15 protein-coding genes and 2 tRNA genes are annotated in these 14,112 nt (G+C 63.7%); 9 read left to right on the top strand and 8 right to left on the bottom strand.

Annotated features, from left to right (window positions below):
- Positions 1-21: 21 nt before the first annotated feature.
- The 3 genes from ACVWZM_RS39540 (at position 22) to ACVWZM_RS39530 (ending at position 1,889) form a co-directional block, all read left to right on the top strand.
- A complete protein-coding gene (locus tag ACVWZM_RS39540) occupies positions 22-222 on the top strand; it encodes a hypothetical protein (RefSeq protein WP_028333962.1) in 201 nt (66 codons plus the stop codon).
- A gap of 14 nt (positions 223-236) precedes the next feature.
- Positions 237-428, top strand: coding sequence for a hypothetical protein (locus ACVWZM_RS39535; protein ID WP_057016461.1), 192 nt, complete (start codon positions 237-239; stop codon positions 426-428).
- Positions 429-584: 156 nt separating this feature from the next.
- Positions 585-1,889 carry a hypothetical protein gene (locus ACVWZM_RS39530; RefSeq protein WP_456855975.1) on the top strand — a complete coding sequence of 435 codons (1,305 nt, stop codon included), beginning with the start codon at positions 585-587 and terminating at the stop codon, positions 1,887-1,889.
- A 116-nt stretch (positions 1,890-2,005) separates the two neighbouring features.
- Here ACVWZM_RS39530 and ACVWZM_RS39525 read toward each other — a convergent pair.
- Positions 2,006-2,082 (bottom strand) — tRNA-Asp (locus tag ACVWZM_RS39525).
- A gap of 308 nt (positions 2,083-2,390) precedes the next feature.
- On the opposite strand from ACVWZM_RS39525, the gene ACVWZM_RS39520 reads away from it, so the two are divergent.
- Together ACVWZM_RS39520 and pepT are read left to right on the top strand one after the other, a co-directional pair.
- Positions 2,391-2,714, top strand: coding sequence for an HU family DNA-binding protein (locus ACVWZM_RS39520; protein WP_259171327.1), 324 nt, complete (start codon positions 2,391-2,393; stop codon positions 2,712-2,714).
- Between the two features lie 171 nt (positions 2,715-2,885).
- On the top strand, positions 2,886-4,142 hold the full coding sequence (pepT, locus tag ACVWZM_RS39515) for a peptidase T (protein ID WP_456855974.1): 1,257 nt from the start codon (positions 2,886-2,888) through the stop codon (positions 4,140-4,142).
- Between the two features lie 161 nt (positions 4,143-4,303).
- Here the strand turns inward: pepT and ACVWZM_RS39510 are convergent, their stop codons facing one another.
- The 3 genes from ACVWZM_RS39510 to ACVWZM_RS39500 form a co-directional block, all read right to left on the bottom strand.
- On the bottom strand, positions 4,304-5,155 hold the full coding sequence (locus tag ACVWZM_RS39510; protein ID WP_456855973.1) for a class I SAM-dependent methyltransferase: 852 nt from the start codon (positions 5,153-5,155) through the stop codon (positions 4,304-4,306).
- 91 nt (positions 5,156-5,246) lie between these two features.
- Positions 5,247-5,552: a YciI family protein gene (locus ACVWZM_RS39505; RefSeq protein WP_141341002.1), complete on the bottom strand. Its 306-nt coding sequence runs from the start codon at positions 5,550-5,552 to the stop codon at positions 5,247-5,249.
- Between the two features lie 23 nt (positions 5,553-5,575).
- Positions 5,576-5,857 (bottom strand): hypothetical protein, encoded by a 282-nt coding sequence (locus ACVWZM_RS39500; protein ID WP_038385060.1) that lies wholly within the window; start codon positions 5,855-5,857, stop codon positions 5,576-5,578.
- A gap of 248 nt (positions 5,858-6,105) precedes the next feature.
- Between ACVWZM_RS39500 and ACVWZM_RS39495 the strand changes: the two genes are divergently transcribed.
- Complete coding sequence (locus ACVWZM_RS39495) at positions 6,106-6,315, top strand: hypothetical protein (RefSeq protein ID WP_016847733.1); 210 nt, start codon at positions 6,106-6,108, stop codon at positions 6,313-6,315.
- 163 nt (positions 6,316-6,478) lie between these two features.
- Here the strand turns inward: ACVWZM_RS39495 and ACVWZM_RS39490 are convergent.
- Positions 6,479-6,555, bottom strand: a tRNA-Val gene (locus tag ACVWZM_RS39490).
- Between the two features lie 63 nt (positions 6,556-6,618).
- Positions 6,619-7,029: a GFA family protein gene (locus tag ACVWZM_RS39485; RefSeq protein WP_057016455.1), complete on the bottom strand. Its 411-nt coding sequence runs from the start codon at positions 7,027-7,029 to the stop codon at positions 6,619-6,621.
- A gap of 198 nt (positions 7,030-7,227) precedes the next feature.
- On the opposite strand from ACVWZM_RS39485, the gene ACVWZM_RS39480 reads away from it, so the two are divergent.
- The 3 genes from ACVWZM_RS39480 to ACVWZM_RS39470 all read left to right on the top strand — a co-directional run bounded on the left by ACVWZM_RS39480 (position 7,228) and on the right by ACVWZM_RS39470 (position 9,902).
- Positions 7,228-7,896, top strand: a complete 669-nt coding sequence (locus tag ACVWZM_RS39480) for a GntR family transcriptional regulator (RefSeq protein ID WP_456855971.1) — start codon at positions 7,228-7,230, stop codon at positions 7,894-7,896.
- Position 7,897: 1 nt separating this feature from the next.
- Entirely contained in the window at positions 7,898-9,109 is a 1,212-nt protein-coding gene (locus ACVWZM_RS39475) for an MFS transporter (protein WP_168855909.1), read from the top strand.
- A gap of 133 nt (positions 9,110-9,242) precedes the next feature.
- Entirely contained in the window at positions 9,243-9,902 is a 660-nt protein-coding gene (locus tag ACVWZM_RS39470; protein WP_456855970.1) for a glutathione S-transferase family protein, read from the top strand.
- Between the two features lie 65 nt (positions 9,903-9,967).
- On the opposite strand, the gene lon is transcribed toward ACVWZM_RS39470, so the two are convergent.
- Together lon and clpX are read right to left on the bottom strand one after the other, a co-directional pair.
- Positions 9,968-12,397, bottom strand: coding sequence for an endopeptidase La (lon, locus tag ACVWZM_RS39465; protein WP_028333951.1), 2,430 nt, complete (start codon positions 12,395-12,397; stop codon positions 9,968-9,970).
- 322 nt (positions 12,398-12,719) lie between these two features.
- On the bottom strand, positions 12,720-13,994 hold the full coding sequence (clpX, locus tag ACVWZM_RS39460; RefSeq protein WP_018271869.1) for an ATP-dependent Clp protease ATP-binding subunit ClpX: 1,275 nt from the start codon (positions 13,992-13,994) through the stop codon (positions 12,720-12,722).
- Positions 13,995-14,112: the final 118 nt, after the last annotated feature.

The raw sequence follows: 14,112 nt of genomic DNA, 5'->3' as shown, positions 1-14,112 counted from the left end.
TCAACAAAGGCGCAGGCCACAATGAATTTGCAGCAGCAAGTAATTTCAACCGGCTTCAAGATCATCTGCACGGATTGCGGCAGCCTGGCGATCAAGGTCGCCGATCCGGCGCATGCATCCGGCGACACCATCATAGAATGCCGCCGCTGCAACGCGGTGCGCGGCACGGTGGCGGACCTGCACAATTTGGCGCGGCGCGGCCGCGACCTGTTCGAATTCTAACCGCGGCCCCGCCAATGCTGTCAGACCCGAAGGCGACCACGCAGAGCAACGTTCCCTTGGACACGGTCTGGTCGATCCTCGAGGCCGCCAACGAATTGGGCGACACCCACACGGTTGACGCCTGCCGCCGCATCATCGACGCCAATTTGCGCGGCGATGCACCGGGACAATCCGACCTCAACGCGGTCGCCGCATTCTTTGCCTGATCAAGGCAGGGCGTTGCCGTTGTGTGAATTCGTAGGGCATCGCGGAGACGAATGGCCAGGCAGAAACATAACAACACAGACCGAGATATTGCTTAACTTGCTTCGTCCAGGGCCGACCGGCTAGCTGCCTGGCAGCTTTCGGATTCGGACGGACCGATGACATTGACGCGCGGTGACCTGGTTGTCGGGGTCACGATCCCCGGGTTCTTCGTCCTCAGCGTCGCCTCGATGATCGCCTGTGGGCACGCATTCCCGGCGATGCATGTCTGGCGATCCGGCATCACCGCGCAGGCCGTCCTCGGCATCACCATCATGGTCGCGTTCGTCCCGGCGTTCGTCGCGGCACGATTCAGCTTCGGTTATCTGGTCGGCTTCTCGCTGCTGTCAGCCGTATTCGGCTTCGTCTGGCTCAGCTTCTTCAGCGCCTTCGACTATCCGCACGCCATCGCCCGCTGGGCCATGATCGCCGCGCTGGCCGCAGCGATGATCCCTCTGATGTTGCAGAATATCCCGGTTTGGCGGCCCGATTTGTCCGAGGCGGCCGTCAAGCGCATCGCGATTCTGCTGCTGGCGTCGTGCTTCGCCGTGCTGGTGGCCGACATCTCCTACGGGGCCAATCTTGGCAATCCCTATGGCGCAGCCCGCACCGCCGTCGTGCGCCCGGCGCTGTTGAACTATCTCACCGGAATCATGACCGGCGCGGTCCTGCCCTATTTGTTCGCGCATTTCGCATCGCGCAGCCGATGGATGCCGGCAGCCGGGGTGCTGCTGCTTGCGCTTTGCTTCTATCCCGTCGTCAACAACAAGACCGTCCTGTTGCTGCCGATCTGGCTGCCGTTTCTGTTCTGGCTGTACGGCCGGTTCGACCCGCGGCTGGCCACGGTGCTCGCATTTCTGATCCCGATGATCGTCGGCCTTTTGGCTTTCGCCGTCCTCGTGTCCGACAAGACCTACATCGTGTTCAGCACCATCAATCTGCGCTTCGTCGCGATCCCGTCACTCGCGCTCGATCAATACGCCGACTTCTTTGCGCACCGCGAACTCACCCGGTTCTGCCAGATCACCGTCCTGCGATACATAACCGCCTGCCCGTACGGCGAGCTCGGCCCGACCCTCGGAGCGATTTATCAGGACGGCAATTTCAACGCGTCCTTCCTCGCCACCGAGGGCATCGCATCGGTCGGTCTTGCGCTCGCCCCGGTGTCGGCTTTCGTCTGCGGCCTGATCCTGTCGGTGGGATCGATGGTCTCAAAGCACCTGTCGCTGCGCTTCATCGCGGTTTCGTCCGGCATCGCAGTTCAGGCGATCATGAACGTGCCGCTCACGACAGGCCTGCTGTCGAACGGGATAGCACTGCTGTTCCTGCTGTGGTGGCTGACGCCCGAACAGCGCGTGGCATTATCGGTCAGGCTCGAGCAGGCCGCTCAACCCGTCAGCGTTGTCGGCCTCGCGGCGTCCTGAGCTGTCGCGGCAGTTCGCCAGGTGCAGTGAACAGGAGGGCAGGCAACTCGTTATGGCACCGGTCCAGAGGGACCAATGGTTTCGGGCCAAACACGCTGCTAAGTCATTGAAATAAATGGCGCGAGAGACGGGACTCGAACCCGCGGCCTCCGCCGTGACAGGGCGGCGCTCTAACCAACTGAGCTACTCCCGCGGATGCCGATCGTCGGATTGATCCGCGCAGGACCGAGGGCATAAAGGCCCGCATCCGGTTAGTCAAGGACGTTGCGGATTCCTGCACAGCGTCGGCATTTTCGCGGCGCGTACGCGGGTTGTCGCCTGTTTTCAGGGGAAACGGCGTAGTCAGCGAAGCCCCGAATCAAATAAGGCCTGATACGTCTGGGTTTCCTGTGGCCGGCCCGGCGCTGCCCGTTCCCGGAACCGGCGGTTTTCAGGACTTTTCCGGACGCATTTTCCCGACGCGAACGGCGCGCCATTCGCGTGAAAAGCAGCAATCCAGCCATTCAGCAACGAGGAGGGCCAGACATGGCGAAGAAAGCAGCGACACCGGCGACGATCACGCTGAAGCATTTGGCGGCGGCCATCGCCGAGGAGCAGGAGCTGTCCAAGAAGCAGGCCGAGGCGATTCTGACCGACATGGTCACCAGGATCACCAAGCACCTCAAGAAGGGCGAGCGCATCAGGATCGTCGGCCTCGGCATCCTCCAGGTCCGCAAGCGCGCCGCCCGCATGGGCCGTAACCCGGCGACCGGCGAACAGATCCACATCAAGGCCAGCAAGAAGGTCGCCTTCCGCGCCGCCAAGGAGCTGAAGGAAGCCGTCTAGCGCCTACTCTCTCCGTTAAGGCAAAGCGCCATTCCGGCTCGTGACGCGGCCCCGGGTGGCGCTTTTCTGTTATAGGATTGTCCTTCGAAACTCGCCTTGACGCGGTTTGCTCGCGCGAACCAACTTCGCCAAAGCGCATTGTTCCTTTCTCCAGTTTTTTGCGCGGTTTTCATGCTGGCACCGGCTCTCGACTTCAAGCACACCGTCACCGAGCGCTTCCTGCGCTATGTCGTGATCGACACCCAGTCCGATCCGGATTCACCCACCACGCCTTCCACCGAGAAGCAGAAGAATCTCGGGCGCCTGCTGGTCGCCGAGCTGCAGGCGATGGGGATATCCGACGCGCATCTTGATCCGCACGGATACGTCTATGCGACGATCCCGGCCAACACCGACAAGACAGTGCCGGTGATCTGCTTCTGCTCGCACATGGACACCTCCCCCGACTGCACCGGCAAGAACGTCAAACCGCAGGTCGTGAACAACTACCGCGGTGGCGATATCGTGCTGCCCGCCGATGCCTCGCAGGTGATCCGCGCCGCCGAGCACGAAGCGCTGGCCGACCAGATCGGCAACGACATCATCACCACCGACGGCACCACTCTGCTCGGCGCCGACAACAAGGCGGGCCTTGCCGAGATCATGGATGCCGCGCATTTCCTGATCACCAATCCGCAGGTGAAGCACGGCACCGTCAAGATCCTGTTCACGCCGGACGAGGAGATCGGCCGCGGCGTCGACAAGGTCGACATCAAGAAGCTTGGCGCCGATTTCGGCTACACCATGGATGGCGAGACCGCTGGCCATATCGAGGACGAGACCTTCTCGGCCGACGGCGCCAGCATCATCATCGAAGGCGTCGCGACCCATCCGGGATTCGCCAAGGGCAAGATGGAGCACGCCATCAAGATCGCCGCCGCGATCGTCGATCGCCTGCCGAAGGACAGCTGCTCGCCCGAGACCACCGAGGGCAAGGAAGGCTTCCTGCATCCGGTCGCGATCTCCGGCGCGCTGGAGAACGCGCGGATCGACTTCATCGTGCGCGATTTCACCGAGGCCGGCCTGAAGCAGAAGGAAGCGCTGCTGGAAGACATCGTGAACGATGTCATGAAGGGCTATCCGCGCTCGACCTACCGCATGGAGGTCAAGCAGCAGTACCGCAACATGAAGGATGTGATCGATCGCCACCCGCAGATCGTGGCCTATGCGATCGAGGCGATCGAGCGCGCCGGTCTCACGCCGGTGAAGACCTCGATCCGCGGCGGCACGGACGGCTCACGGCTGTCCTTCATGGGACTGCCCTGCCCGAACATCTTCGCCGGCGAGCACGCGTTCCATTCGCGGCTCGAATGGGTCAGCCGGCAGGACATGGAGAAGGCCGTGCAGACCATCGTGCACCTGGCGATGATCTGGGAAGAGCGGGCGTAGGAGTCGCAGCTCCTTTTTCTTCCGTCATTGCGAGGAGCTCGGCGGCAAAATTGCGAAGCAATTTTGCGCTGAAGCGACGAAGCAATCCATGCTGCCACATATGCGGCGCGATGGATTGCTTACTCGCGCGCACAATGACGGAGTGCTTGGTCCCGAGAGTTCTATGCCCGCGCGGTCACGATCCAGATCGCGCCGGGCAGCAGCACCGCATCGCCCTTCAAGAAAGGCGCCAGCGCCTCGCGCATCGAGGCGATCGCCGCAGCGCGCACCTCATCCGCGTGCCCTTCCAGCGCGCGGCTGGCCGGCCCGATCTCGAGCGCGCCCTGTATCGCGGCATCGATGCCGCGCCCGGTCGCGACATCAAGCTCAACCCGGCACGGCTCCATGGCAATGCCGGAGAAGCCGGCTTCGCCCAGGATCCGCCTCACCCGGGCCTCGGAGGCGAACGCGAACGGGCCGGGATCCTCGGGCCCTAGCGGCGGCAGTTTCGGCACGTGCTTGTAGACGGCAGCAAGCGGCGTCATGAAGAACGGATTTTCGCGCGGCTCCTGCCAGCAGACGAAGGCGAGACGGCCGGTCGGCTTCATCGCCTTGCGCAGATTGGCGAACGACGTCACGGGATCGGCAAAGAACATCACGCCAAAGCGCGAGGCCAACAGATCGAAGCTCTCGCTGACAAACGGATAGATGGTCGCGTCGGCCAGCGCGAACTCGACCGGCAAACCCTGCGGCGCGCTCTGCCGCGCCCGCGTCAGCATCGGCTCCGAGACATCGACGCCGAGCACGTGACCTGTGGGCGCGACCTTGGCCGCCAGCGCGAAGCTCGAGGCGCCGCTGCCACAGCCGACATCGACGACGCGTTCGCCGGCTTTCGGCGCGGCACGATCGATCAGGAGGTCGAGCACCGGCTGCAGCACGATATCCTGCGCGGCCTGCCGTGTGGCCCAGCGCTGACCGCCCGGCCCGTTCCAATAAGCAATCTGGTCGGCGTTCTGCGGATGGCCAGCGTTCATGCGATCCAAACCTCGTTAGGAAGCTTCTGTCGTCTCATGCTTGGGCATGATCCTTTTCGGAATACCGCTTCGCACTTTTCCGGATCATGCCCTAGCAAGTCTCGCGCGTCGCGGCGCGCAGCATCGGCATCAGCTGATAGGTGAATCCGGCATCGGCCTTGGTGACGGGATCGTTGGCGACGATCTCCTGCGGATCGGCATCGTCAGGCAACTGCAGCACGCCGAGTCCCCAGACCCCGGCGGGATCGGCGACCGGTCCGAACACCAGCGCCTTGCCGGCCTGCAGCAGTTCGCCGCAATAGGCGACGTGCGCCTGCATGATGGCGGCTTCCTGCGGCGCCATATCCTGAGGAAAGGTCGGGCGCGGTCCGGTCAATTTGCAGACGTAGTATTTCATCGACCTGATCCGCGCTCGGAGCTCTATTTGGCGGCTGCGCTCGTGGGCTTGGCCGGTTTCGGCTTCGCGGCATTCGCCTTGGGCGCGCCCTGCCCGTCGCTGCGCGCGATGCCCCAGGGATCGGTCGGCTTCTGATCCGGCACACCACTGAGCGCCCGCTGATAGGCGCGCTGCTGGCGCGCCTCGTTGGCCGCATCGGCCGGCGACTTCTCGACCTCTTCGCGATAGCGCTGAACGTGATCCGACTGTGCGAATGCGGGTCCGGCAATCATGGTGAGAAGAAAAATCGCGGCGAGTTTGCGCATGCATCAAGTTCCCGGTTAGGCGGACAGAATAGCATCGCTGCAGCGTCGGCATCAAATCGGAGCGCGTGACTTTCGGCACCTTTCGCACCATCGGGGATCGAATGACATTCGGCACGCCAGCGCGGAGCAAGCGCGGTCCCGGCCATCCCCATGAGACTACTCCACGGCCGGGATCGCGCCCTCTCCGCGCGTTCACCGAGAGCGATGCAATGGCCTTACTCCGTAGGGCTCATCAACCAGAGGCCGCTTTGCAGCTCGTGAAACACCGCGCCACCGTCATCCTGCGCGAGCATGTGCAAGCGGAGGCCGAGCTGGTCGGACGAGCCGCGGTTCTCACCGATGGAACCGCAGGGACCGTCGAGGGCGTGTTTCTCGACGAATCTCATGGGTTGCGCATCTCGATCAAGGGCCACATCGGGAAGTGGCCGATCGCGACCATCAGGATGCTTCAGCCATAGGGCTGGATCCAAAACGGGGAAGCACGCCCGCACATTCAGGCAGCCGGTCCGCCTGCGCTCTTCGAGCTTCGGTGCGACAGCCTTCGCCATGCGAACCGAACAAGCGGATGAATTCGTGCTCACAGGCTGGCTTGCCCAGCCGTAGCCCGTGAGGTGCGAAGGCTGGTAGGCGGCGAGAGATTCGAACTCCCGACCCTCTCGGTGTAAACGAGATGCTCTAACCAGCTGAGCTAGCCGCCCTTACCTGCGCGCCTCTTTAGCCTCGCCTGCCCCCGAGGCGCAAGGCCGCAACACCTCAATCCGTCAGCTCCAGTCCTTGGGGTGCGCTGGCAATTCCTTGAGATCATTGATCCATGGCGCAGCGGAGCGGCACCAGACCTGGCGTCGCGGGCTCAATTGGCCGCGCTGGCGAATGCTGCCCCAGCGGATGCCCCAGTCGTCGGGCCCGCCGTCCTCGCCGCTCGTAAACAGCGGCGAACCGCAATCGCCGCAAAAGTGCTGGAAGCGGATTCGGCCGTTATCGCCCCGCTTGCCGTAGACCTTCGGCGCACCTCCGATCAGCCGCACCTGTTCGGCGTCGCAGATCACCGTGACGCGGTAGGGCGAGCCGGTCAGCGCCTGGCAGTCCGTGCAATGACAGATCGAGACGCATTCGGGGTCGATCTCGGCCTGATAGGTGATAGCCCCGCAATGGCATTGCCCGTCGATACGCATGTAGCGCTTTCCAATTCCGTCAAACAAAGCAACCGCCGTGGGCGCGGTTCCATCGTCCAGGGGCCTAGCTCTCGGCCCACCTCCCTTAACGGAGCAACATCGGTATCCCATAGCTACCTTGTTTGGGATACCAAATCGGGATACGAAACCTGCCAGACCGAGATTCTGTGCCCGCTGAGGCGGCCAAAGGACGGCGCCATGTCGCAGATGCTTCAAATCCATGACCAGCTCCGGGTGATGATCCTGTCGCTCGACCTTGGCCCCGGCGAGCGGCTGACCGAGCGCTGGCTGGAGAGCCGGTTCGAGGGATCGCGCACGCCGATCCGTGCCGCGCTGGTCCGGCTCGAAGGCGAAGAGCTGGTGCGCCGCGACGGCCGCAACTGGATTGTCGCACCGATCGACCTCGGTGAGCTGGAGGCGCTTGCCGAGTTCCGGATTCCGCTGGAGACGACGGCGGTGCGCCTCGCCTGCGCGCGGGCGAGCGCAGCCGATATCGCCGGCGTCGAGGAGATGCTGGATGCCTGCCAGTCCGGCGCGCCGCGCGAGGAATGGCATCGGGTCGGCACCGATTTCCATGTCGAGATCGCGCGGCTCTCCGGCAATCCCTTCATCGTCAAGGCGATCGCCGGCGCCATGACGAGGCTGTCGCGGGCACGCTGGCTGGAAGTGTGGACCGAGCCGTCGCGCGAGCAGGCCTGGCGCGAGCACCGGCGCATCCTCGGCTTCATCAAGGCCAACGATCCGGAGGCCGCCGCACGCGAAGCCGCCGACCACATCACCGATACCCGTGATCGCCTGCTGCGTTCGCTGAACGAGGATCGCCGCGGCCTGCGGGCGCGCGGCTTCGCCGTGATCGGGCTGCGCTGACATGAACATCGAAGTCGATCGCGAAGCCCTGCTCGACGCGGGCCCCTGGAAACGCAATTTGATCGTCTGCGTGTTCGGCTCCTTCACGACAATCGTGGGGATGACGCTGCTGCTGCCGTTCCTGCCGCTCTATGTCGAGCAGCTCGGCGTGACCGATCATGCCGCGATCGTGCAATGGTCGGGCGTCGCCTATGGCGCGACCTTCTTCAGCGCGGCGCTGACGGCGCCGCTGTGGGGACGGCTCGCCGATCGCTACGGCCGTAAGCTGATGCTGATCCGCGCCAGCCTCGGCATGGCGATCGCGATGTCGCTGATCGGCATGGCGCACAACGTCTATGAGCTGGTCGGCCTGCGGCTGCTGACTGGCCTGCTCGGCGGCTACGCGTCGGGTTCGACCGTGCTGGTCGCGGCGCAGACGCCGAAAGCGCGATCCGGCTGGGCGATCGGCGTGCTGTCGGCCGGCATCATGGCCGGCAGCCTGGTCGGTCCCTTGATCGGCGGCGTGCTGCCGGGGCTGATCGGCATCCGCGCGACCTTCTTCCTGATCGGCGGCGTCATCTTCTTCACCTTCCTCGGCACGACCTTTTTGATCCGCGAGGAAGCACGCCCGAAGACCGCGAAAGGCGGCAAGGCGCGTGGCGGCTGGTCGCTGGTCCCGGACAAGCGCCCTGTCGTCGCGATGTGGGGAACCGGCCTGCTGCTGATGGTCGCCAACATGTCGATCGAGCCGATCATCACGGTCTATGTCGCGCAACTGGTCGAAGCACCGCAGGTGACGTTCGTCGCCGGCCTCGTGATGTCGGCGGCGGCCTTCGGCAGCCTCTTGTCATCCTCGCATCTCGGCAAGCTGGCCGATCGGGTCGGCCACTGGCGGATCATCACCATCTGCCTTGCTGTCTCCGCGCTGCTGTTGATCCCGCAGGCCTTCGTGGTCAGCGGCTGGCAGTTGATCCTGCTGCGCTTCCTGATGGGGCTCGCGCTCGGCGGCCTCCTGCCCTGCATCGCGAGCGTGATCCGGCACAACGTGCCTGATGCGGTCACCGGCAGCATGCTCGGCTATTCGATCTCGGCGCAATATGCCGGCCAGGTTATCGGCCCGCTCGGCGGCGGCTTCATCGGCGGCCATATCGGCATGCCCGCAGTGTTCCTCGGCACCAGCGTGCTGATGGCACTCGGCGCGATCGGCAATTTCGTCGTCGAGAGGAAAGACTAGTTCCGGCGCCGGCGTACCCACGTCGGCAACTCGATCGTTCCGTACCGCAACGACGAAAAAGCCCGTCGGGGTGTCGGAACGCGCGCCATTCGTTCGTCCTTTTGCCTGTGAAGCCAGCAAATGGAGATACCCAATGGCCGACCTGACCCTGACCACCTTCGATTGGGTTCCGGAGATGCCGCGGGGATTTGTGCGCGACCTCCGGGTGCGCTGGGCACTGGAAGAGGCGCGCTTGCCGTATCGCGTTGCGAGCGTGCCATTTCGCGATCGGAGCGCCGAGCACTTCGCGCACCAGCCGTTCGGCCAGGTGCCGTGGCTGACCGACGGCGACATCTCGATCTTCGAGAGCGGCGCGATCCTGCTGCATCTCGGCGAGCGCAGCGACGCGCTGCTGCCGACCGATCCGCACCAACGCAACGAGGCTTTGAAATGGCTGTTCGCAGCGCTCAACTCGGTCGAGATGGCGAGCCTGCCCTGGTCGCTCCTGGTATTCTCGGGCGAGAGCGGCGGCACGTCGGCATGGACACGCTTCGACGGCTTCCTGCAATCCCGGCTCAGGCACATGGAGCCGGTGCTGACGGGCCGCAAATGGCTGGCCGGGCCGTTCTCCGTCGCCGACATTCTCATGGCCGATGTGCTGCGCCTGGTCGACCGCTTCGACGGACTGGCGGAATATCCCGCGTGTCGCGACTACGTCGCGCGCGCCACGGCGCGGCCGGCTTTCGCGAAGGCGCATGCCGATCAGACGGCGCACTTTGCCGCCGCGGACAGAGCCGCAGCCTTCCCGACCTGATCGCGAACAACGAAAACAAAAACGGCGCCCGAAGGCGCCGTTTTCTTATGTCGATCTGAGCTCGCTCAGTGCGCCGTCAGGCCGCCGGACGCTTCATCGGAAGCATCGGGCTTGACGTCGACCTTGCTCGTCTCCTCTTCCCAGACGATCGGCGCGGGCACGCGGACCAGCGCCTTGGCGACGACCTCATCCAGCCGCGAGACCGGAATGATGTCCATGCCGCCCTTGATCGCATCGGAAATCTCCGTGAGATCCTTGGCGTTGTCCTCCGGGATCAGCACCGTCTTGATGCCGCCGCGGGCGGCGGCCAGGAGCTTCTCCTTCAGACCGCCGATCGGCAGCACGCGACCACGCAGCGTGATCTCGCCGGTCATCGCGACATCGTGGCGGACCGGAATGCCGGTCATGACCGAGATGATCGCGGTGGCCATCGCAACGCCGGCAGACGGACCGTCCTTCGGCGTCGCGCCCTCCGGCACGTGAACGTGGATGTCGCGGCGGTCGAACATCGGCGGTTCGATGCCGTAGACGATCGCACGCGAGCGGACGTAGGACGCCGCCGCCGAGATCGACTCCTTCATCACATCGCGCAGATTGCCCGTGACGGTCATCTTGCCCTTGCCGGGCATCATGACGCCTTCAATGGTGAGCAACTCGCCGCCGACATCGGTCCAGGCCAGACCGGTGACGATACCGACCTGATCCTCGTCGTCGATCTCGCCGAAGCGATACTTCGGAACGCCGAGGAACTCTTCGATGTTCGCCTCGGTGACCTTCACCGACTTCTTCTTGGAGATCATCAGCTCCTTCACCGCCTTGCGGGCGAGTGTGGAGAGCTCACGCTCCAGGTTACGCACGCCCGCTTCGCGGGTGTAGCGGCGGATCATCAAGAGCAAGGCCGCGTCGTCGATCGACCATTCCTTGGAGTCCAGACCGTGCTTGGAGAGCGCGCTCGGGATCAGGTGCTTGCGCGCGATCTCGACCTTCTCGTTCTCCGTGTAGCCGGCGATCCGGATGATCTCCATGCGGTCCATCAGCGGGCCCGGAATATTCAGCGTATTCGCGGTCGTGATGAACATCACGTTGGACAGGTCGTAGTCGACCTCCAGGTAGTGGTCGTTGAAGGTCGAGTTCTGCTCGGGGTCCAAGACCTCAAGCAGCGCCGACGACGGATCGCCGCGGAAATCGGCGCCCATCTTGTCGATCTCGTCCAGCAGGAACAGCGGGTTCGAGGTCTTCGCCTTGCGCATCGACTGGATGATCTTGCCGGGCATCGAGCCGATATAGGTGCGGCGGTGACCGCGGATCTCGGCCTCGTCACGCACGCCGCCGAGCGACACGCGCACGAATTCGCGCCCCGTGGCCTTCGCGATCGACTTGCCGAGCGAGGTCTTGCCGACGCCGGGAGGCCCGACTAGGCACAGGATCGGTCCGGTCAGCTTGTTGGCGCGCGACTGCACCGCGAGATACTCGACGATACGGTCCTTGACCTTCTCTAGTCCGTAGTGATCGGAGTCCAGCACCGCCTGCGCGGCCTCGAGGTCCTTCTTGACCTTGGACTTCTTGCCCCACGGGATCGACAGCAGCCAATCCAGATAGTTGCGCACGACGGTCGCTTCCGCGGACATCGGCGACATCTGGCGCAGCTTCTTCAGCTCGTGCTGGGCCTTCTCGCGCGCTTCCTTGGACAGCTTGGTCTTGGAGATCTTCTCCTCCAGATCGGCCAGCTCGTCGCGACCTTCGTCGTCGCCGAGCTCCTTCTGGATCGCCTTCATCTGCTCGTTCAGGTAATACTCGCGCTGGGTCTTCTCCATCTGGCGCTTGACGCGCGAGCGGATGCGCTTCTCGACCTGCAACACCGAGATCTCGCTCTCCATCAGGCCCAGCACCTTCTCCAGGCGCTGCGTGACGGACAACGTCTCCAGGATCGCTTGCCGATCGGCAATCTTGACCGCGAGATGCGAGGCAACGGTATCGCCGAGCTTGGCGAAATCGGTGATCGCCTGAACCACGCCGACGACTTCGGCGGATATCTTCTTGTTCAGCTTCACATAGCTTTCGAAGTCGGACACGACCGACCGCGCCAGCGCCTCGGCTTCGACCGAGTTGGCGTCAGTGTCGGCGAGCGCGACCGCGGTCGCCTCATAATATTCGCTGCGGTCGGAATACTTCTCGACGCGCGCGCGCTCGAGGCCCTCGACCAGCACCTTGACGGTGCCGTCGGGCAGTTTCAGGAGCTGCAGGACGCTGGCGAGTGTACCGGTCTCGTAAATTGAATCGGGTGCCGGATCGTCATCGGACGCGTTCTTCTGCGTCGCGAGCATGATCAGCGCGTCGTTCTTCATCACCTCTTCGAGCGCGCGGATCGATTTCTCGCGGCCGACGAAGAGCGGCACGATCATGTGCGGGAAGACGACGATGTCGCGGAGCGGCAGCACCGGATAGGAGTGGCTTTCGCCGTGGACGATCGTTGGCCGGGGTTTTGAGGTCGTCATGGCCTAATCCTTTTGTTGTGCCCCCTTGCACGCAGTCCGCCTGCTTGCGCAACCGCCACAAGGTGCCTTGGTGATGCGGAATGAGAATGCCGTCGGCAGCCGCTTATTCCGCATCGTGAAGCGACGAATCTCAACGGATGAGATCCCTCACCGATAGCATTAGGTGGCTATCAGGCGGGGGGGTGTCAAGTCTCAGAAGTGTCGGGAAATATAGGCTAAACAAGCATTTGCTGCCACGCCGTAAGGGCGCCGCTGCTGCGCCACGGCGGCCGCCGGAGCGTCCGGCAGCCGTGCATTTTTGGCGGGTCGGGACGAGCGCCGTTTAGGCGCTCGCGCTGCTCTCGACGGCGCGGTCGGAACGATCCGCGTAGATGTAGAGTGGACGCGCCGTTCCCTCGACGACCTCGCGCGAGATCACGACTTCCTCGACGCCTTCCAGGCCCGGGAGATCGAACATGGTTTCGAGCAGGATGCTCTCCAGGATCGACCGCAGGCCGCGCGCGCCGGTCTTCCGCTCGATCGCCTTGCGGGCGACCGCGCCAAGCGCCTCGTCGGCGAAGGTCAGCTCGATGTTCTCCATCTCGAACAGCCGCTGGTACTGCTTCACCAGCGCGTTCTTCGGATCGGTCAGGATCTTCTTCAGCGAGGTCTCGTCGAGGTCCTCCAGCGTCGCAACGACGGGCAGACGGCCGACGAATTCCGGGATCAGGCCGTACTTCAGCAGATCTTCCGGCTCGACGTGACGGAAGATCTCGCCGGTGCGGCGGTCCTCCGGCGCGAGCACCTGCGCCGCGAAGCCGATCGAGGTCGAGCGGCCGCGCGCGGAGATGATCTTCTCGAGGCCCGAGAACGCACCGCCGCAGATGAACAGGATATTGGTGGTATCTACCTGCAGGAACTCCTGCTGCGGATGCTTGCGGCCGCCCTGCGGCGGGACCGAAGCCACAGTGCCTTCCATGATCTTCAGCAGCGCCTGCTGGACGCCCTCGCCCGACACATCGCGGGTGATCGAGGGGTTGTCCGATTTGCGGCTGATCTTGTCGATTTCGTCGATATAGACGATGCCGCGCTGCGCACGCTCGACGTTGTAGTCGGCGGCCTGCAGCAGCTTCAGGATGATGTTCTCGACGTCCTCGCCGACATAGCCGGCTTCAGTCAGCGTCGTCGCGTCAGCCATGGTGAAGGGCACGTCGAGGATGCGGGCCAGCGTCTGCGCGAGCAGCGTCTTGCCCGAACCGGTCGGACCGATCAGCAAAATGTTCGACTTCGCCAGTTCGACGTCGTTGTGCTTGGTCTGATGGTTGAGCCGCTTGTAGTGGTTGTGGACGGCGACCGACAGCACCTTCTTGGCATGGCTCTGGCCGATCACGTAGTCGTCCAGGACCTTGCAGATTTCCTTCGGCGTCGGGATGCCGTCGCGCGACTTCACCAGCGAGGACTTGTTCTCCTCGCGAATGATGTCCATGCACAGTTCGACACACTCGTCGCAAATGAAGACAGTCGGTCCGGCAATCAGCTTGCGAACTTCATGCTGGCTCTTGCCGCAGAACGAGCAATATAGCGTGTTCTTGGCGTCGCTCGTGCCGACCTTACTCATTCATTATCTCCGTCCGCCGTTCGATCTTGTTTGCCAGATCGACCCAATCCGGCACACAACCGGGCTGTTGGGTAGATAGAGCAAATTCCGTACCAAAAAAGACCCTTACGCAATACTG

This window comes from Bradyrhizobium sp. USDA 4501 (assembly GCF_054062115.1).
The sequence above is the reverse complement of the archived record's forward strand: the minus strand, read 5'-3'. Positions and strand labels throughout refer to the sequence as shown.